This is a genomic window from Streptomyces sp. NPDC056738, assembly GCF_042790435.1.
Taxonomy (GTDB): Bacteria; Actinomycetota; Actinomycetes; order Streptomycetales; family Streptomycetaceae; genus Streptomyces.
On record NZ_JBHTZF010000011.1, the window covers coordinates 357,281 to 376,755 of the forward strand.

At 72.6% G+C, this 19,475-nt stretch carries 12 protein-coding genes; 9 read left to right on the forward strand and 3 right to left on the reverse strand.

Annotated elements, in window-relative coordinates; all coding sequences use genetic code 11:
* The first annotated feature begins 18 nt into the window (after nt 1-18).
* From ACFRIC_RS28395 to ACFRIC_RS28410, 4 genes are all read left to right on the forward strand, one after another.
* Complete coding sequence (locus tag ACFRIC_RS28395; RefSeq protein WP_382791236.1) at nt 19-1,911, forward strand: ABC transporter ATP-binding protein; 1,893 nt, start codon at nt 19-21, stop codon at nt 1,909-1,911.
* Entirely contained in the window at nt 1,908-3,773 is a 1,866-nt protein-coding gene (locus ACFRIC_RS28400; RefSeq protein ID WP_382791238.1) for an ABC transporter ATP-binding protein, read from the forward strand. The genes ACFRIC_RS28395 and ACFRIC_RS28400 overlap by 4 nt, the downstream gene beginning before the upstream one ends.
* A gap of 67 nt (nt 3,774-3,840) precedes the next feature.
* Nucleotides 3,841-5,613, forward strand: a complete 1,773-nt coding sequence (locus ACFRIC_RS28405) for an ABC transporter transmembrane domain-containing protein (RefSeq protein ID WP_382791241.1) — start codon at nt 3,841-3,843, stop codon at nt 5,611-5,613.
* On the forward strand, nt 5,610-7,367 hold the full coding sequence (locus tag ACFRIC_RS28410; protein ID WP_382791244.1) for an ABC transporter ATP-binding protein: 1,758 nt from the start codon (nt 5,610-5,612) through the stop codon (nt 7,365-7,367). The genes ACFRIC_RS28405 and ACFRIC_RS28410 overlap by 4 nt, the downstream gene beginning before the upstream one ends.
* Nucleotides 7,368-7,403: 36 nt before the next feature.
* Here the strand turns inward: ACFRIC_RS28410 and ACFRIC_RS28415 are convergent, their stop codons facing one another.
* Both ACFRIC_RS28415 and ACFRIC_RS28420 read right to left on the reverse strand, forming a co-directional pair.
* The gene (locus tag ACFRIC_RS28415; protein WP_382791246.1) at nt 7,404-7,802 is read right to left on the reverse strand and encodes a hypothetical protein; all 399 of its coding nucleotides are present in this window, start codon (nt 7,800-7,802) and stop codon (nt 7,404-7,406) included.
* Nucleotides 7,803-7,894: 92 nt separating this feature from the next.
* Nucleotides 7,895-8,698 carry a TNT domain-containing protein gene (locus ACFRIC_RS28420; protein WP_382791248.1) on the reverse strand — a complete coding sequence of 268 codons (804 nt, stop codon included), beginning with the start codon at nt 8,696-8,698 and terminating at the stop codon, nt 7,895-7,897.
* A gap of 562 nt (nt 8,699-9,260) precedes the next feature.
* Between ACFRIC_RS28420 and ACFRIC_RS28425 the strand changes: the two genes are divergently transcribed.
* The 3 genes from ACFRIC_RS28425 to ACFRIC_RS28435 all read left to right on the forward strand — a co-directional run bounded on the left by ACFRIC_RS28425 (nt 9,261) and on the right by ACFRIC_RS28435 (nt 13,848).
* Nucleotides 9,261-11,306 (forward strand): M4 family metallopeptidase, encoded by a 2,046-nt coding sequence (locus ACFRIC_RS28425; RefSeq protein ID WP_382791251.1) that lies wholly within the window; start codon nt 9,261-9,263, stop codon nt 11,304-11,306.
* A 309-nt stretch (nt 11,307-11,615) separates the two neighbouring features.
* Nucleotides 11,616-13,277: a M4 family metallopeptidase gene (locus tag ACFRIC_RS28430; RefSeq protein ID WP_382791254.1), complete on the forward strand. Its 1,662-nt coding sequence runs from the start codon at nt 11,616-11,618 to the stop codon at nt 13,275-13,277.
* A 70-nt stretch (nt 13,278-13,347) separates the two neighbouring features.
* The gene (locus ACFRIC_RS28435) at nt 13,348-13,848 is read left to right on the forward strand and encodes a DUF1990 family protein (RefSeq protein WP_382791256.1); all 501 of its coding nucleotides are present in this window, start codon (nt 13,348-13,350) and stop codon (nt 13,846-13,848) included.
* Nucleotides 13,849-13,924: 76 nt separating this feature from the next.
* Here ACFRIC_RS28435 and ACFRIC_RS28440 read toward each other — a convergent pair whose 3' ends face one another.
* Nucleotides 13,925-16,543: a glycosyltransferase family 1 protein gene (locus ACFRIC_RS28440; RefSeq protein WP_382791258.1), complete on the reverse strand. Its 2,619-nt coding sequence runs from the start codon at nt 16,541-16,543 to the stop codon at nt 13,925-13,927.
* A gap of 327 nt (nt 16,544-16,870) precedes the next feature.
* On the opposite strand from ACFRIC_RS28440, the gene ACFRIC_RS28445 reads away from it, so the two are divergent.
* Nucleotides 16,871-18,157, forward strand: coding sequence for a S8 family peptidase (locus ACFRIC_RS28445; protein ID WP_382791261.1), 1,287 nt, complete (start codon nt 16,871-16,873; stop codon nt 18,155-18,157).
* Between the two features lie 221 nt (nt 18,158-18,378).
* Nucleotides 18,379-19,475 (forward strand): maltotransferase domain-containing protein (locus ACFRIC_RS28450; RefSeq protein WP_382791264.1); only part of this gene is annotated, 1,097 nt, incomplete at its 3' end.

Genomic DNA, 19,475 nt, shown 5'->3' on the forward strand with positions numbered 1-19,475 from the left:
AACGTAGGCTCGCTCATGATGACCTCCTCCGACGCCGCCGCCCACGGCCACCCCGACCGTTCGACCGTACGCAGCCTCTTGCGCCTGTGGCCCTACGTCCGCCCGGTGCGGGCGAGATGGTTCGCCGCGGCGTTCGTCGCCGTCGTCGCCTCCTGTCTCTCGCTCGTGTTCCCGCTGATCCTGAAGTGGATGGTGGACGGTCCCGTCACGGGGCACGATCCGGCGGGCGTCTGGCTCGGGGCGCTGTATCTGCTGTTGCTCGGCATCGCCGAGGCCGGTCTGTTCGGGCTGCGCCGCTGGCTGGTGGCCCGCCCGCTGGCCGGGGTCGAGGCCGGGATGCGGGCCGATCTGTACCGTCATCTCCAGCGCCTGCCGGTCGCCTTCCACGACCGCTGGGCGTCCGGCCAGCTCCTGTCCCGGGCGACCACCGATCTGATGCTGGTCCGCATGTTCCTGGCGTTCCCGCTGACCTTCCTGCTGGTCAACGGCGTGACGATCCTCGCGGGCATCAGCATCATGCTGGCCCAGCAGTGGACCCTCGGGCTGGTCCTCCTCGCCCCCGCCGTCCCCGTCATGATCGTCTGCTGGTTCTTCGAGCGGCGTTACGCCGAGGTGGCGCGGCGGGCCCAGGACCAGGTCGGCGATCTGACGACGGTGGTCGAGGAGAGTGTGCTCGGCATCCGGATCATCAAGGGGTTCGGCCGCCATCGCAGCCAGGCGCGGGCGTTTCGCGAGCTGTCCCGGACGCTGCGCGGCACGGAACTGGTCAAGGCCCGGCTGCTCGCCTCCATCTGGGGCGTCATCGTCACCCTGCCCGAGTTCGCGATCGGCGCGGCCCTCGTCCTCGGCACGGTGCAGGTCGCCGACGGCCGTCTGTCCGCCGGCACGCTGGTGGCGTTCCTGTCGACGGCGCTCGCGCTGCGCTGGCCCGTCGACTCGATCGGCTTCCTCCTCGCGATGAGCCAGGAGGCCGCGACGGCCACCGAGCGGTACTTCGAGGTCATGCGGGCGACACCGGAGTCGGACGGCACCGCGGCCGCGGTCGCCCCCGCGGCCCCGCCCGCGACCGGCACAAGCACCGGCACCGGCACCGGCACCGGCACCAGCACCAGCACCAGCACCAGCACCGACAGCGACAGCGACAGCGACAGCGACAACGACAGCGACAGCGGACTGCGTTTCCACGGTGTCGAGTTCCGCTACCCCGACGCCCCCGCGGACACGCCCCCGGTGCTCGCCCGCATCGACCTGCACGTCCGCTCCGGCGAGAGCATGGCCCTCGTCGGCGCCACCGGCAGCGGAAAGACCACCCTCACCGCCCTCGTGCCCCGCCTGCACGAGGTGACGTCCGGCCGGATCACCCTGGACGGCCGGGACATCACGCGGATGCCCCGCGAGGAGCTGCGCGAACTCGTGGCCGTCGCCTTCGAGGAACCCACCCTGTTCTCGGCCACCGTCGGCGAGAACGTCCTGATGGGCGCCCCCGAGAGTGCCGGCCGCGAGGAGCTGGACCGCGCTCTCGCGGTCGCCCAGGCCGACTTCGCGCACACGCTGCCCCAGGGCACGGCGACCCAGGTCGGCGAACAGGGCCTCAGCCTGTCCGGCGGGCAGCGGCAGCGGCTCGCGCTGGCCCGCGCGGTGGTCGGCCGCCCGCGCTTCCTGGTGCTCGACGACCCGCTGTCGGCGCTCGACGTGCACACCGAGGCGGCGGTCGAGGCCGCCCTGCGCCGGGTGCTGGCCGAGACGACCGCCCTGATCGTGGCGCACCGCCCCTCCACGGTCCTGCTGGCCGACCGGGTGGCCCTGATCTCCGACGGCCGCATCACGGCGGTCGGCACCCACCACGAACTGCTGCGCACCCATGCCGAATACGCCCACCTGATGTCGGGGACAGAGGAGGACGGCCGATGACGGCGGCGCCCACGACCACCGCACCGGACAAGGAACCGAAGACCGACGCGCCCTCGGGGCCCGAGCCGCACCAGGACCCCTTCGACCACGACACCCTGCCCGCTCCCCCGGGCGCGACCGCGACCCTGCTGCGCTCGCTGCTCGCCCCACTGCGGGCCCGGGTGGCCCTGACCACCGTTCTGCTGCTGCTCCAGCAGGCGGCCGTGCAGGCGGGCCCGCTGCTCGTCGCGTACGCCATCGACCGCGCCGTACCGGCGTTCCGGCAGGACGACCACGGGCCGCTGATCGCGGTCGGCGCCGCCTACCTGCTGTGCTCGGCGGCCTCCGGCGGGCTCCAGTACGCCTTCATCATCGCCTCGGCCCGGGTCAACCAGGACGTGCTGCTCGACCTGCGCGGCCGGATCTTCCGGCACGCCCAGGCGCTCAGCGTCGACTTCCACGAGCGCTACACCTCGGGCCGGCTGATCTCCCGCTCCACGACGGACGTCGAGTCGCTGCGCGAACTGCTCAGCGAGGGGCTCCAGGAGCTCGTCACCGTCATCCTGTCCTTCGTCTACATCTCGGCGATGCTGCTCTGGCTCGACCTCGGTCTGGGCGCGGTCGCGGTGGCCTCCTTCGTGCCGCTCTACCTGCTCATCCGCCGCTACCAGCGCCGCGCGGGACAGATCTTCGCCGTCCGTTCGACGACGATCGCCGCGGTGATCGTGAAGTTCGCGGAGACGATGAACGGCATCCGGCCGGTGCGCGCGTTCCGCCGGGAGGCCGCCAACGAGGCCGAGTTCAAGGTCCTCAACCGACGCCACGAGCGGACGAACGGCGACGCGCTGCTGGAGATGGCCCGCTATGTCGTCGGCTCCCGCCTGGTCGCCAACACGGCCGTCGCGGGCATCGTGCTGTGGGGCGCCTACCGGGTGGCCTCGGACTCCCTCGCGCTCGGTGTGCTCGCCGCCGCGGTCCTCTATCTGCGCCGGCTCTACGACCCCATCGACCGGCTCGGCATGTTCCTGAACTCCTACCAGTCCGCCGCGGCCTCGCTGGAGAAGATCGCCGGTCTGCTGGCCCAGACACCGTCCGTGCCGGAGCCGTCCGTGCCCCGGCAGCTTCCGGCCCTCGCGTCCGAACACCCCGGCCGCGAGGTCGTGTTCGACGAGGTCCGCTTCGCGTACCGCACCGGCGGCGATGTCCTGCCCTCCTTCTCGCTCACCCTGCCCGCCGGACAGACGGTGGCCGTGGTCGGCTCGACCGGCGCCGGCAAGTCGACGCTGGCCAAGCTGCTGGCCCGGTTCTACGACCCCTCCGACGGCCGGGTCCTGCTCGACGGCGTCGATCTGCGCGAGCTCGCGGTGCCCGAACTGCGGCGCGGCGTCGTGATGGTGACCCAGGAGGCGTTCCTGTTCTCGGGCACGGTCGCCGAGAACATCGCGATCGGCCGCCCCGAGGCGTCGCGCGAGGAGATCGAGCGGGCGGCCAAGGCGATCGGCGCGCACGACTTCATCAGCGCGCTGCCCGACGGCTACGACACGGACGTGCGCAAGCGCGGCGGCCGGATCTCCGCCGGCCAGCGCCAACTCGTCGCCTTCGCCCGGGCACTGCTCGCCGACCCGGCGGTCCTGATCCTCGACGAGGCGACCAGCTCGCTGGACATCCCGGGCGAACGGGCGGTGCAGCGCGCCATGTCGACGGTCCTGCGGGGCCGTACGGCGGTGGTCATCGCGCACCGGCTGTCGACGGTGGCGATCGCCGACCGGGTCCTGGTGATGGAACACGGCCGGATCGTCGAGGACGGGCCGCCCGCCGAACTGATCGCGGGCACGGGCCGTTTCGCGGACCTGCACAAGGCCTGGCGGGACAGTCTCGTCTAGTGGACGGGCGTGCCCACGGGCCGGTCACGCCGCGGGCGGCGGCCGGAGAGGGAGCGGAAGAGGGCTGATGATCGACACGTACGGGGATCCGGGGACACCGGACCGCCGGGGCGGCTGGCGGTTCCTGTGGTGGCTGGTCACCCGGCAGGCGCACCGCTCGGTCACCGGCGCGGTGGTGTCCACCGTGTGGATGGGGCTCACGGCACTGACGCCGTATCTCCTGTCCCGGGCCATCGACGACGGGCTGGAGCCGGGGGACGGGGCCGCGCTGGCGGGCTGGACGGCCGCCGTGCTCGGCACCGGGGCGTTCAACGCCGGTCTGGGTGTCGTGCGGCACCGCACGATGACCAGGGTCCGGATGGACGCCAACTTCCGTACGGTCAAGCTCGTGGTCGAGCACGCGGCCCGGCTCGGCGCCGCGCTCTCGCGGCAGACCGGCACGGGGGAGATCGTCACGGTCGGTGTCCGCGACGTGAACACGATCAGCAACTCGCTGACGGTCGTCGGGCCCGGTCTGGCCGCGGTCGTCACCTACGGCGTGGTGGCCGCGCTGCTGCTGCCGGTCTCGGTGCAGCTCTCCGCGGTGATCCTGCTCGGGGTGCCGCTGACGGCCGGGCTCGTCGGGCCGCTGACGGTCCGCCTCCAGGGAGCCGAGACGGGCTACCGCGAACGGCAGTCCGTCCTGACCGCGCGCGTCGGCGACCTCGCCGGCGGTCTGCGCGTCCTGAACGGGCTCGGCGGCAAGGGGCTGTTCGCGGACGCGTTCCGCCGCGACTCGCGGAAGCTGCGCGAACAGGGCTACCGGGTCGGCGCGGTGACGAGCTGGATCCAGGCCCTGGGCGTGGGCATGCCGACCGTCCTGCTGGCCGCGGTGACCTGGCTCGCGGCCCGGCTGGCGGCCCAGGGCGACATCACCATCGGCCAGTTGGTGTCCGTGTACGGCTATGTCGCGGTCCTCGTCCTGCCGGTGTACTTCTTCATCGAGTGCGGCTACGAACTCTCCCGGGCCGTGGTCGCCGCCCGGCGCGTCGTACGGTTCCTCTCCCTGGAGCCCGTCGCCACTCCCCCGGACGCGCTCGACGCCCCGGGATCCCCGGCGGTGCTGCACGATCCGGAGTCCGGGGTCCGGGTGGTCCCGGGAAGGCTGACCGTGCTGGCCGGGGCCCGCCCCGAACAGTCCGCCGCCGTGGTCGACCGCCTCGGCCGCTACGCCGCCTCGGACGTGACCTGGGGCGGTGTACGGCTCGACGCGGTCGCCCTGCCCCAGGTGCGCGAACGGATCCTGGTCGCCGACAACGAGGCCGATCTGTTCGCCGGCACGCTGCGCGAGACCGTCGGGGCACGCCGGGAGCCCGACGACGGGACCATCGGCCGGGCCGTGCGCGCGGCCGCCGCCGACGACATCGTCCTCGGGCTGCCGGACGGCCTCGACGCGGCCCTCGACGCACAGGGCCGCAACCTGTCCGGCGGCCAGCGGCAGCGGGTCCGGCTCGTGCGCGCGCTCCTCGCCGATCCCGAGGTGCTGCTCGCCGTCGAACCGACCTCGGCGCTCGACGCCCACACCGAGGCGACGGTCGCGGCCCGGCTGCGCGCCGCCCGCACGGACCGTACGACCGTCGTGACGAGCACGTCGCCGCTCGTCCTGGACCACGCGGACACCGTCTGCTTCCTCGTCGACGGCAAGGCCGCGGCCACCGGCAGCCACCGCGAACTCCTGCGGACGGAACCGGGATACCGGTCGCTGGTCTCCCGCGACGGGGAGCCCGAGGAGGACGCGGAGCCGGGGGACGCCGGGGACGCGGGCCCGGTGGGGGGCGTGGACGAGGAGGTGGCGCTGTGACGGGCCGGCTGCCGGTGGCGGGACGCGCCGAGGTGCGGCGGGCGGCGCTGCGGCTCATCCGCGCGGACGGGCGGGTGTTCGCCGCCGTGCTCGGCCTCAACGCGCTGGCCGCCGGAGCCGGTCTGGTCGGCCCCTGGCTGCTCGGGCGGATGATCGACGACGTGCGCGACGGCGCCGGAGTCGAGGCGGTGGACGGGCCGGCGCTCGTCATCCTGCTGGCCGCGCTGGTCCAGCTCCTGCTGTCGCGCTGGGCCGCGTACGTGGGCTACCGCTTCGGCGAGCGGACGCTCGCGCGGGTGCGCGAGGAGTTCGTGGAGCGGACCCTGACGCTGCCCGCGTCGGTCGTGGAACGGGCGGGCACCGGTGATCTGACGGCACGCGCCACCGCCGACGTCACCGAGGTGGGCACCACCCTGCGCGACACGGGGCCCCAGCTCCTGATCTCCGGCGCGCAGGCGCTGTTCGTCCTCGTCGCCGTCTTCGTCATCGACCCGCTGCTCGGCCTGTGCGGGGTGCTGGGACTGACCGGGATCGGCTTCGCGCTGCGCTGGTATCTGCGCCGGGCGCGCACCGCCTATCTCGCCCAGGGCGCCGCCGGTTCGGAGGTCGCCGAGATCCTCGCGGCCACCGCGTCGGGCGCCCGCACGGTGGAGGCGTTCGGGCTGGGCGAGCGCCGGACCCGGGCGAGCCGGGACGCGCTGGAGGTGTCCCGGGTGACGCGGATGCGGACCCTGTTCCTGCGCAGCGTGTTCTTCCCGGCCGTGGAGACCTCGTACGTCGTGCCGGTCGTGGCGGTCCTCCTGGTGGGCGGCTCGCTGCACGCCCGGGGCACGCTGAGTCTCGGCACGGTGGTCGCCGCGACGCTGTATCTGCACCGGCTCGCCGAACCGCTCGACCAGATCCTGAGCCAGGTCGAGCAACTGCAGAGCAGCGGCGCCTCGTTCGCCCGTGTGGAGGGTCTGGCGGGCGCGCCGCGCGCCGTCCCGGCCGGCTCACCCGTGCCGGCGGACGACCGGATCGACGTCACGGGCGTGCGCTACGCGTACGAGCGGGGCGGCGAGGTGCTGCGCGGGGTCGATCTGACGGTGCGGCCCGGGGAACGGCTGGCGGTCGTGGGCCCCTCCGGGGCGGGGAAGACCACGCTGAGCAGACTGCTCGCGGGGGTCGACGCCCCGGGCAGCGGGTCGGTGACGGTCGGAGGGGTGCCGGTCGTCGACCTCGACCCGGAGCAGCTCCGCCGGCACGTCGTGCTCGTCACCCAGGAGCACCACGTGTTCCTCGGCACGCTCCGCGACAACCTGCTCATCGCCGAACCGGACGCCGACGACGCCGCGTTGTGGGCCGCCCTCGCGGCGGTCGGCGCGAAGGACTGGGCCGGGGACCTCCCGGACGGGCTGGACACCGAGCTGGGGGCCCAGGCCCTGCACGTCGACGGCTCCCGTGCCCAGCAGCTCGCGCTGGCCCGGGTGGTGCTCGCCGACCCGCACACGCTGATCCTCGACGAGGCCACGGCGCTCCTGGACCCGACGACCGCCCGGCACACGGAGCGGGCGCTGGCCACCGTGCTGGAGGGGCGGACCGTCATCGCGATCGCCCACCGGCTGCACACCGCCCACGACGCGGACCGGGTGGCGGTGATGGAGGACGGCCGGCTGTCCGAACTGGGCACGCACGACGAACTGGTGGCGGCCGGGGGGCCGTACGCGGCGCTGTGGCACTCGTGGCACGGGGACCGGGACCCCTCCGCCGGCTGAACCGCGTCGGCGGAGGCGGCCGGCTCACGGCGCCGGCTACGCGGGAGGGCTTTCCGGGGGCTCCTCGCCGGGCGTCCCGGCCGTCCCGCGGAGCAGTTCGGCGAGGGCCGCTTCCAGGTCGTCGTCGGCCTGGCGTTGCAGGGCCTCGGGGTCCGGGGGCGGGGCGGCGGGCTCTCCGGGGGCGGGGGCCGCGGCGGGCGGGGGCCCGCCGAGAAGCCGGTCGTGGATCCACCGGCAGGCCTCGTCCTCATCGGTGAACCGCTCGAAGACCTGGCGGGCCCCCCGCTCGTGGACACCCACGGTCCAGTCGCCCTCGTGGCCGTCGAGGAAGTAGCGGTCGGCGGCGAGGTGCCGGCCCGGGCAGTCCACGATCTCGTAGGACGTGGCGGGGATCCGGGCCGCTTCGAGGGCCCGGCACAGCGCGAACCGGTCCATGTGATCGGCCTTCCGCCGGGGCGGAGCCGGCCCGGTCGTCGCCGGGTCCGGCTTCCGCGCGCGGTCGTGCGCCTCCGTGGGAGGGCGCGTGGTCAGCCGTTGGTGCGTACCAGCGTGCCGTTGCTCACGAGATCCGCCACCGTCGTGCGGGGGATGTCGGGGCAGAACCGGCTCGACGTCACGTACTGGGTGCCGAGGCCGGGCTGCTCGAAGCCGGGGGCGGTCCTGCCCGCGCAGACCGTGACGTCCTTGGCCAGCTTGTAGGAGTGGTAGTTGTACGGGTAGCGCGGGTCGGAGGTGTTGAGGCTCGACGGCGGGATGACACGCTTGCCGTACTTGGTGCCCTTCGGGGCCAGGAAGCGGCCCGCCTCGCTGCCGAAGCGGTCGAGCCGCAGGCCGGCGTGGAGGACGAGCGGGGCGGCGACCACCGTTCCGTTGCGGTGGGTGAAGCCGTCGTCCGGCGGGTAACGCCAGTCGCCCTGGCCCGAGTCGGCGGTGGGGTCCCACCACTTGTCGAGGAACTGCACGGCGGTGAGACCGCCGAGGCGGTCGTAGCGCTGGAGGATGTTCCCCAGGATGCCCCTGGTCGGCAGCCACCGGGGACCGAGGCGCCAGTCACCGCAGAAGTAGAGGCGGCGCAGCCTCGGCGGGATGGGGTCGGGCACGAGCCCCCGGCACACGCGCGAGGGGTCGGACGCGTTCGGCTGGTCCGCCGGTTTCACGTGCCCGGGGGCCGGCTTGGGCTCCGGGGTGGCGGACAGGGTGGGGACGGTGCCGGCCGTGCGGCTGTCGCCGGGGTGGCCGGACGCCGCGGCCGGGACGGAGGAGCCGAGCATCAGGGAGCCGGCCAGGCCTCCCAGCGCCGCAAGGCTCGCACACCAATGTGACCTTCTCACCAAACCTCCTGCGGGTATGCCTGTCCGGATCGCACCGCCTCGCCCGGTCGGGGACGCCGGGTACGGACCGGAATGCCGTTGATCACTCAAACCGCAGGGGCCGGGACCGGGCGGGCGGACGTGCCGGAAGGCCCCCGAAAGGGTCGGGGCTTCATTCCGTTGCTGACGGCGGGCCGGTCATCTGGCGGTACGCGCGGCCGGCCGGGGCCCCGCGCCGGGGCGCCCCGAAGGCCGGCCGCAGGTTGGCCGGAGGGTTTGGCCGAAACACCGTCACCCCGCACGCCGGGGCGAACATCCGAAGGCCAGTCCGTATATCGAACATGACTAACCGGACAACGGACCGTTTCCGGCCATTTTTGTGACGCGGTCCTGACAGAAAGGGTTATCTCCTGCCACTCTTCCCTCGGCCACTTCACAGCCACCTCACAGCAACGTCGGCTGTGACGGGCCGAACGACCCCATGCACCTGGTTCCGCGTACGCCCAGTTCTGCCCGGACGGTTTCGTCGATCGTCCGGTCTCCCCTGGCCGCGCGATCCGCGGCCATGCAGAAGGAGTCAGTGTTGAGCAGCAGTTCTCCCCACAGACGCACCTCCCACATCACCAAGCGCCGCGTCACCGGTGTCGCCCTCGTCGGCGTCACCGCCCTGCTGGCCGCGGCCGTCCAGTCGGGCGCCGCGAGCGCCGCCCCCGAACAGGCCCCCCGTGCGGGCCGGGTCAACCCGGGCGCCGTCGCCATGAAGCTCAGCGCCTCCCAGCGCGCCGAGCTGATACGCGACGCCGACGCGGCCAAGGCCACCACCGCCCGGGACCTGGGTCTCGGCGCCGGCGAGAGCCTCGTCGCCCGTGACGTCATGAAGGACGCGGACGGCACCGTCCACACCCGCTACGAGCGGACGTACGAAGGACTGCCGGTCCTCGGCGGCGACCTGGTCGTCGACACCTCCAAGTCGGGGCGGACCGGGCACGTCTACAAGGCGACGAAGGCGTCCCTGAAGGTCGCCGACCTCAAGCCCTCGATCGCCGCGGGCACGGCGGAGAAGCAGGCGCTGGCCGCCGCCAGGGCCGCCGGCTCGAAGAGCACCGCCGCCGACCGGGCTCCCCGCAAGGTGATCTGGGCCGCGAGCGGCAAGCCGACCCTCGCCTACGAGACCGTCGTCGGCGGCCTCCAGGACGACGGCACCCCCAACGAGCTGCACGTCATCACCGACGCGGCCACCGGCAAGAAGCTCTACGAGTACCAGGGCATCGAGACCGGCATCGGCAACACCCAGTACAGCGGCCAGGTGACCCTGACGACGACGCAGTCGGGCTCCAACTACACGCTGACCGACGGCGCGCGCGGCGGCCACAAGACGTACAACCTGAACCACGGCTCGTCGGGCACCGGCACGCTGTTCTCGCAGACGAACGACACCTGGGGCAACGGCACCACGTCGAACGCCGCCACGGCCGGCGCGGACGCCCACTACGGCGCCGCGGAGACCTGGGACTTCTACAAGAACACCTTCGGCCGCAGCGGCATCAAGAACAACGGCGTCGGGGCGTACTCGCGCGTCCACTACGGCAACGCGTACGTCAACGCGTTCTGGGACGACGGCTGCTTCTGCATGACCTACGGCGACGGGTCCGGGAACGCCGACCCGCTGACCGCGCTCGACGTGGCCGGCCACGAGATGAGCCACGGCGTCACCTCCAACACCGCGGGCCTCAACTACTCGGGCGAGTCCGGCGGTCTGAACGAGGCGACCTCCGACATCTTCGGCACCGGCGTGGAGTTCTACGCCAACAACTCGACCGACGTGGGCGACTACCTCATCGGCGAGAAGATCGACATCAACGGCGACGGCACCCCGCTGCGCTACATGGACAAGCCGAGCAAGGACGGCGCCTCCAAGGACTCCTGGTACTCCGGAGTCGGCAACGTCGACGTGCACTACTCGTCGGGTGTCGCCAACCACTTCTTCTACCTGCTGAGCGAGGGCAGCGGCGCCAAGGTCATCAACGGCGTCAGCTACAACTCGCCCACCTCCGACGGGCTTCCGGTCACCGGCATCGGCCGCGACAAGGCGCTCCAGATCTGGTACCGCGCGCTCACCACCAAGTTCACCTCGACCACCAACTACGCGTCGGCCCGTACCGGCACGCTGGCGGCGGCGGGCGAGCTGTACGGCACCACGAGCGCCGAGTACACGGCGGTGCAGAACGCCTGGGCCGCCGTGAACGTCGGTTCGCGGCCGGGCGGTGGCGGCGGTGGCGGCACGTCGTTCGAGAACACGGCCGACGTATCGATTCCGGACAACGGCGCCGCGGTCACGTCGTCGATCACGGTCAGCGGCCGTACCGGCAACGCCCCGTCGAACCTCGCGGTGGCGGTCGACATCGTGCACACCTGGCGCGGTGACCTTCAGATCGATCTGGTCGCCCCCGACGGCTCGACCTACCGCCTGAAGAGCACCAGCTCGTCCGACTCGGCGGACAACGTGAACGCGACCTACACGGTCAACGCGTCCTCCGAAGTCGCCAACGGCACCTGGAAACTGAAGGTCCAGGACAAGGCGGCCCAGGACACCGGTTACATCAACAGCTGGAAGCTCACCTTCCCGTAGGCCGCGCCGGAAGTCCGCGCGCGAGCGGTGCGCCAGGGCGCCGCCCCGGAGGTTCGACTCCCCGGGGCGGCGCCCTCCTTTTGCCGGAAAGGGAGTTTGCGCCGACCCGCCCTTGGCGCGGGCCGGATCGCGCTCCGGTGACCCAACTGTTCACCTGGTCGACGATTTTCGGCCAAGGTCTTTATGGGCTCCTGACATGTACGCGGCTGGGATGGCACGCTTCACCCGCACGGCTCACCTGCACCGCAACTTCCCAACCGTCCATCCGGCCCCCACGCCGTTCGGACGTCCCCACAAGAAGGAGCTTGCGTGACCCCCCTCTACGCGCGTCACAAGCGCACCACTCTGGCCATCGCCACCGCTGTCGCCGCCGGAGCCCTGCTCACCACCGGTCTGACCACCGGAGCTTCCGCCCAGACCGAGGCCTCCCCCGCCGGCCGGGTCACCCCCCTCGCCGCGGCCCCGGTCCAGCTCTCCGCCTCCGCCCGCACCGCGCTCATCCAGAAGGCCGACGCCGCCAAGACGGAGACGGCTCAGCGCATAGGCCTCGGTGCCAAGGAGAAGCTCGTCGTCAGAGACGTCGTCAAGGATGCCGACGGCACGGTCCACACCCGCTACGAGCGCACGTACAACGGACTTCCGGTCCTCGGCGGCGACCTCGTCGTGCACGAGAAGGCCGGCAAGACCGAGGGCGTGACCCGTGCGACCAAGACGGCCATCAAGGTCGCCTCGCTCAAGCCGCTGGTCACCACCGCCAAGGCCGAGAAGCAGGCGCTGACCGCCGCCAAGGACGCCGGCTCGGCCAAGACCGCCGCCGACCAGGCTCCCCGCAAGGTGATCTGGGCCGCGAGCGGCAAGCCGACCCTCGCCTACGAGACCGTCGTCGGCGGCCTCCAGGACGACGGCACCCCCAACGAGCTGCACGTCATCACCGACGCGGCCACCGGCAAGAAGCTCTACGAGTACCAGGGCATCGAGACCGGAACCGGCAAGACGCTCTACTCGGGCACGGTCACGCTCAACACCACCCTGTCGGGCTCGACGTACAGCCTGACCGACGGCACCCGCGGCAGCCACAAGACGTACAACAAGTCGCACACCACGTCGTCGTCGGCGGGCACGCTGTTCACCGACGCGGACGACGTCTGGGGCACCGGCGCGGCCTCCAGCTCCACCACCGACCAGACCGCGGCCGCCGACGCCGCCTACGGCGCGCAGGTGACCTGGGACTTCTACAAGAACACCTTCGGCCGCAGCGGCATCAAGAACAACGGCGTCGGGGCGTACTCGCGCGTCCACTACGGCAACGCGTACGTCAACGCGTTCTGGGACGACAGCTGCTTCTGCATGACCTACGGCGACGGCTCGGGCAACACGCACCCGCTGACCTCGCTCGACGTCGCGGGCCACGAGATGAGCCACGGCGTCACCGCCAACACCGCCGGCCTCAACTACTCGGGCGAGTCCGGCGGCCTGAACGAGGCCACCTCGGACATCTTCGGCACCGGTGTCGAGTTCTACGCGGCGAACTCCTCCGACGTGGGCGACTACCTCATCGGCGAGAAGATCAACATCAACGGCGACGGCACCCCGCTGCGCTACATGGACAAGCCGAGCAAGGACGGCGGCTCCGCGGACTACTGGTCCTCCACCGTCGGCAACAAGGACGTGCACTACTCGTCCGGCGTCGCGAACCACTTCTTCTACCTCCTCTCGGAGGGCAGCGGTTCGAAGACGATCAACGGTGTCAGCTACAACTCCCCGACCTACAGCGGCTCGACGGTCACCGGCATCGGCCGGGCCAAGGCCCTGCAGATCTGGTACAAGGCGCTGACGACCTACATGACCTCGTCGACGAACTACAAGGGCGCCCGTACGGCCACCCTGTCGGCGGCGTCCGCGCTGTACGGCTCCAGCAGCACCGAGTACGCGACGGTGGCGGCGGCCTGGACCGCGGTCAACGTCAGCTAGTGCGAACGTAATCGAACCGAGGCGGCACCCGGCACGGAATCGTGCCGGGTGCCGCCTTACGCTTGCCCCCATGCCCTACACGTACGAGGACGTGGGCGCGACCCGCGAGGACCGCTGCCCCCCGGGCTTCCACCGACTGCACGTCCGCTCCCGCATCGGCGAGGGCGAAGCCGTCTTCCGGCGCGCGTCCGAAGCCCTGATGACCTGGGAGATGCACCGGGCCATGGGGATCCGCATGGTCTCCGAGGCCGGCAAGGCGGCGCCGGGGGTCGACGTCACGGTCGGCATCGGCCTGATCAAGGCCCCCTGCCGCATAGTCTGGACCGCCGAGGAGTACCGGCGCACCGCCTGGGCCTACGGGACCCTTTCCGGTCATCCCGAGTGCGGCGAGGAGGCCTTCGTCGTCTCGCGCACCGGCGACGGCACCGTCTGGCTCACGATCACGGCCTTCAGCCGCGCGGCCAAGTGGTACGCCCGCGCGGGCGGCGCCGTCACCCGCGGTCTGCAGCACGCCTACGCCCAGCGCTGCGGCAAGGTGATGCGGCGGCTGTGCGCGGGGCTCGACTCCTGAGACGGCAGACCGGCGCGACCCGGGCGAGCCGTGGTGCACGGCTCGCCCCGATCACGCCGGTCGCGCGGGCTGCGCCTCAGCGCATCAGCAGACCCGCGCCCTCTCCCGTCTCCTCCGAGGGCACCGCCACCAGACCCAGTTCCGCGCCGGAGGCCAGCAGGCGGTGCGACGGCAGGATCCGGACCGTGTAGCCGAAGGAGCCCGTGCGGTCGAGGGACAACGGGCCCTCGTACGCCCAACGGCCTTCCAGGTCCGGGCCGTTGGTCGGCTTCAGCGGGACACAGACCGCGTCCGCGATGCGGTCGTCCCCGTCGACCCGGCCCGCCACCGCCTGCACCTCCACGTCGTCGGGGACGAGGTCGCCCAGGCCGACGCGGACGCGCAGCGACAGCGTGGTGCCCAGTTCGGCGGTCGTGGTGGCCGAGGACGCCTCGACGTGATCGACCGTGACCTGCGGCCAGGCGGCCCGGACCCGTGACTTCCAGGCGGCCAGTTCACGGGCCGTCCCGGCGGTGAGGGAACGGTGGGCCTGGGCCGCCGGGGCGTACAGGCGCTCCACGTACTCGCGCACCATCCGGCCGGCCAGGACCTTCGGCCCGAGGTGGGTCAGCGTCCGGCGGACCATCTCGATCCACCGGTCGGGCAGTCCCTCCTGGCCGCGCTCGTAGAAGCGGGGGGCCACCCGCTGCTCCAGCAGGTCGTACAGGGCCGCGGCCTCCAGCTCGTCCCGGCGGTCGTCGTCGGTCGCGGTGCCGTCCGCGGTCGGGATCGCCCAGCCGAAGTCCGGCTGGAACCATTCGTCCCACCAGCCGTCCAGGACGGAGAGGTTGAGACAGCCGTTGAGCGCGGCCTTCATCCCGCTCGTGCCGCACGCCTCCAGCGGACGCAGCGGGTTGTTGAGCCAGATGTCGCAGCCCGGGTAGAGCTTCTGCGCCATGGCCATGCCGTAGTCGGGCAGGAAGACGATCCGGTGGCGCACCCGCGGGTCGTCCGCGAACCGGACCAGTTCCTGGATCAGCCGCTTGCCGCCGTCGTCCGCGGGGTGCGCCTTGCCCGCGACGACGATCTGGACCGGCCGCTCGGAGTGCAGCATCAGGTCCATGAGCCGGTCGCGGTCGCGCAGCATGAGCGTCAGACGTTTGTACGAGGGGACGCGGCGGGCGAAGCCGATGGTGAGGACGTCGGGGTCGAGGACGCCGTCGATCCAGCCGAGTTCGGCCGTGCCGGCGCCGCGCTGGCGCCAGGAGGCCCGCAGCCGGTCCCGTACCTCCATGACCAGTTGTTCCCGCAGCACCCTGCGCAGGTCCCAGATCTCCTGGTCGGCGATCTCGGCCACCGCGTCCCAGCGGTCGGAGCCGCCGACGGTCAGCGCGTCCTCGGTGCGCTGCGCGCCGACCTGCCGGGCGCCGAGGCGGAAGACCTCGGGGGCCACCCAGGTCGGTGCGTGGACGCCGTTGGTGACCGAGGTGATCGGCACCTCGTCGGGGTCGAAGCCCGGCCAGAGCCCGGAGAACATCTCCCGGCTGACCTGGCCGTGCAGCAGGGAGACGCCGTTCGCCCGCTGGCCGAGCCGCAGGCCCATCACGGCCATGTTGAAGAGGTTCGGCTCGCCTCCGGGATAGGTCTCCATGCCGAGGGCGAGGACGCGCTCCACGTCGATGCGCGGGAGTTCGGCGTCGGCGCCGAAGTGGCGGGCGACCACCTCCCGGTCGAAGCGGTCGATGCCGGCGGGCACCGGCGTGTGGGTGGTGAAGACCGTGCCGGCCCTGACCGCCTCCAGCGCGGAGTCGAAGTCCAGTCCCTTGTCTCCGAGTTCGGCGATCCGCTCCAGGCCGAGGAACCCCGCGTGCCCCTCGTTGGTGTGGAACACCTCGGGCTGCGGGTGCCCGGTCAGGCGGCAGTACGTCCTGACCGCCCGCACCCCTCCTATGCCGAGGAGCATCTCCTGGAGCAGCCGGTGCTCGCTGCCGCCGCCGTAGAGCCGGTCGGTGACCCCGCGTTCGCCGACGCCGTTCTCCTCGACGTCGGAGTCGAGCATCAGCAGCGGGACGCGGCCGACCTGGGCCAGCCAGATCCGGGCGCGCAGCGCGCGGCCGCCGGGCAGCGCGAGGGACACCTGGGCGGGGGTGCCGTCGTCCTCGCTCAGCGGCACCACGGGCAGTTCGTTGGGGTCGAGGACCGGATAGTGCTCCTGCTGCCAGCCCTCGCGGGACAGGGACTGGCGGAAGTAGCCGTGCCGGTAGAGCAGGCCGACGCCGATCAGCGGGACACCGAGGTCGCTGGCCGCCTTGAGGTGGTCGCCCGCGAGGATGCCGAGGCCCCCCGAGTACTGCGGCAGGGCGGCCGTGATGCCGAACTCGGGCGAGAAGTAGGCGATGGCGGCGGGCAGGTCGGAGGTCTGTGTCTGGTACCAGCGGTCGCCGCCCATGTACTCGCGCAGGTCGTCGCGGACCTCGGCCAGACGGCGCAGGAAGCGGCTGTCCTCGGTGAGTTCCGCGAGCCGCCCGGCGGGCACGCTGCCGAGCAGGCGCACGGGGTCGTCGCCGCACGCGGCCCAGCGCTCGGGGTCGACGGACCGGAAGAGGTCGCGGGTCTCTGCGTGCCAGGACCAGCGGAGGTTGCGGGCCAGGTCACTGAGCGGGTGAAGGGCTTCGGGGAGCACGGGTCGGACGGTGAATCTGCGGATCGCCTTCACGAATTCCACCTTCACGGAGGACGTACGCGGCTGAGGGACGCACGGCGTTGTGCGCCCTTCGTCACCCACGACGTTAGCGGCGAGGGTGCCTTCGCGACACGGCGCATCGCGGCACGGCCCCCGATCGGAGCCGACCGTGTGACATCGGCGTGAAATCGACGCAACCTTCGCGGACGGCTCAGGGAGGGCATGGCCGATTCCACCCGCATAGGCGGTCTTGTGATGCTTCGCACCGCACGAGAGGCTCACTGGGTGGCGTACGGCCGGACCCCGTCCCAGCGGCCGGACCGGCCTCGGTACGTCGCGTCGAGGAGGGGAACTCAGGTCATGGCACGGACGAGGAAGTGGCGTCTGCGCTGGGCGGCGGGGCTCACGGCGGTCGCGACGGCCGCGGTGCTTTCGGCCAACGCCCCGCCCGCGCGGGCGGCCCGGGCGGGACGGATGTCCGGCGCGGGGGAGCCGGGCTCCGTCAGCGGCAGCTACATCGTGACACTCAAGGGCGGTACGCGGGCTCCGTCGTCGGCCGGCGTGAGCGTCGCCGAACGGTACGGAGCGAGAATCAGCCACACCTACGGCACGGCTCTCAACGGCTTCTCCGTGCGGGCCGACGCGAGACAGGCCGGGCGGCTCGCCGCGGACCCCCGTGTGGCCTCCGTCGTCCAGGACACCCGGGTGACGTTCGAGGGGGTGAGAGATCCGGGTGTCACGGTCGGCCGGGCCCTGGCCGACCGCGTGGCCGCCGGCTCGGTGCCGGCCGGCCGCGCGAGCGCCGACCGGGTCCAGAGCGACCCGCCGTCGTGGGGGCTGGACCGGATCGACCAGAGGGGCCGGGCGCTCGACCGGCGGTACACGGCACCCGGCTCGGCCGGCTCGGGGGTGACCGTCTACGTCATCGACACCGGTGTCCGTGTCACCCACCGGGACTTCGGCGGCCGGGCGAGCTACGGCTGGGACTTCGTCGACGGCGACGGGACGGCCCAGGACGGCAACGGCCACGGCACCCACGTCGCGGGGACGGTCGCCGGGGCCGGGTACGGCGTGGCGAAGAAGGCCAGGATCGTGGCCGTCCGCGTCCTCGACGACAGGGGCGCCGGCTCCACCGCCCAGGTCATCGCCGGCATCGACTGGGTCACCCGGCACGCGAGGAAGCCGGCCGTGGCCAACCTCAGTCTGGGCGGACCCGCCAACGCCCAGCTCGACGCGGCCGTCCGCAACTCCATCGCCTCCGGCGTGACCTACACGGTCGCGGCGGGCAACTCCGGGCTGCCGGCCTCGCTCTGTTCCCCCGCCCGGGTCGCGGAGGCGCTCACGGTCGGCGCGACGGACCGGACCGACGCGCGGGCGCGCTTCTCGAACTCCGGGCCCTCGCTGGACCTCTTCGCGCCGGGGGTGGACATCACGTCGACTTCGTACACCGGAGACAGGGCGAAAGCCACCTACTCCGGAACGTCGATGGCGAGCCCGCACGCCGCCGGCGCGGCCGCGCTGTATCTGGCGGACCATCCACGGGCCGCACCCGCGCAGGTGGCGAAGGCGCTGGTGAGACGGGCGGTCCCGGGAAAGGTGTCGGGTGCGGGCACGGGTTCGCCGGACAGGCTCCTGCACATCGGCTGACCCTGGGGTGACGCCGGCACGACCAGGGTGATTCGGCCACACCGCACCGGCCTCGCCTGCCCGGGACGAGGCCGGTCTTGTGTGTAGACATACGCGTGAGTAGTTAACAAAGTGCCGGAATGCCCACCCGCATAGGGTGGGAAGGCTCCTCCGGTACGCCCGCAGGCCCCACCTCCCCACACGCCATCCGCCCACCCACGTTGACGCGGACAGGAGCGGTCATGCCCGCCACGCACCACACGTCGCCACCCCCGACGACCACCCCCGAGACCCCCCGGACACGCGCGGCCGAATCCGGGTCCCGTACACCCGCTTCGTCCGCCGCACCCGGGAAACCGTCGGCCGCGGCCGGCACCGACCCCGGCACCTCCGCCGCCGGCACCCCCGCCACCACGCCGGAGACGCCGTCCGCGGACGCGCCGGCTCCGGCGACGTCCGAGCGCAAGGCCACCACGGCGCGCTCCAAGGCGGCCAAGTCCGCTCCCAAGACGGCCAAGTCCTCCGCCCCGAAGACGGCCAAGGCGGCCAAGACCGCCAAGACGGCCGCTCCCAAGGCGGGGAAGAGCGCTCCGAAGGGGGCGAAGGCCGCTCCCGAAACGGCCCGGGCCGCCGTCCCCGCCACCCGCGCCCCCGACGCGCCCCTCACCGCCGTCACTCCGGCGACGGCCGTCGGGCGGATCCCCGTCCTCGACGTCCGCCCGGTCGTCCAGCACGGACGCCGTCCCGCCAAGGCGGTGGTGGGCGAGGAGTTCGAGGTGTCGGCCACGGTCTTCCGCGAGGGCCATGACGCCGTCGCCGCGAACGTCGTCCTGCGCGACCCGGACGGCCGCCCCGGCCCGTGGACACCGATGCGCGAGCTGGCCCCCGGCACGGACCGCTGGGGGGCGAGGGTGAGTGCCGGCACGGAGGGCCGCTGGACGTACACGGTGGAGGCGTGGGGAGACCCGGTCACGACCTGGCGGCATCACGCGGGCATCAAGATCCCGGCCGGTCTCGACACCGAGCTGGTGCTGGAGGAGGGCGCCCTGCTGTACGAGCGGGCGGTGGCCGGCCTGCCGAAGGGGACCCGGGGCAAGAGGAGCAGGGACACGCTCCTCGGAGCCGTGGACGCGCTGCGCGACACCGGCCGCCCGGTGGCCTCCCGTCTCGCCGCCGCGCTGACCCCGCAGGTGGACGCCGTCCTCGCGGAGCACCCGCTGCGCGAGCTGGTGACCTCGTCCGAGCCGTTGCCGTTGCTGGTGGAGCGGGAGCGGGCGCTCTACGGGGCGTGGTACGAGTTCTTCCCGCGTTCGGAGGGCGGTCGGGTCGACGCGCCGGT

What these genes read in the sequence shown, in the direction of transcription:
- ACFRIC_RS28395 (WP_382791236.1), top strand. Translation starts at nt 19, where the DNA reads ATGACCTCCTCCGACGCCGCCGCCCACGGCCACCCCGACCGTTCGACC.
- ACFRIC_RS28400 (WP_382791238.1), top strand. Translation starts at nt 1,908, where the DNA reads ATGACGGCGGCGCCCACGACCACCGCACCGGACAAGGAACCGAAGACC.
- ACFRIC_RS28405 (WP_382791241.1), top strand. Translation starts at nt 3,841, where the DNA reads ATGATCGACACGTACGGGGATCCGGGGACACCGGACCGCCGGGGCGGC.
- ACFRIC_RS28415 (WP_382791246.1), bottom strand. Translation starts at nt 7,802, where the DNA reads ATGGACCGGTTCGCGCTGTGCCGGGCCCTCGAAGCGGCCCGGATCCCC.
- ACFRIC_RS28435 (WP_382791256.1), top strand. Translation starts at nt 13,348, where the DNA reads ATGCCCTACACGTACGAGGACGTGGGCGCGACCCGCGAGGACCGCTGC.
- ACFRIC_RS28445 (WP_382791261.1), top strand. Translation starts at nt 16,871, where the DNA reads ATGGCACGGACGAGGAAGTGGCGTCTGCGCTGGGCGGCGGGGCTCACG.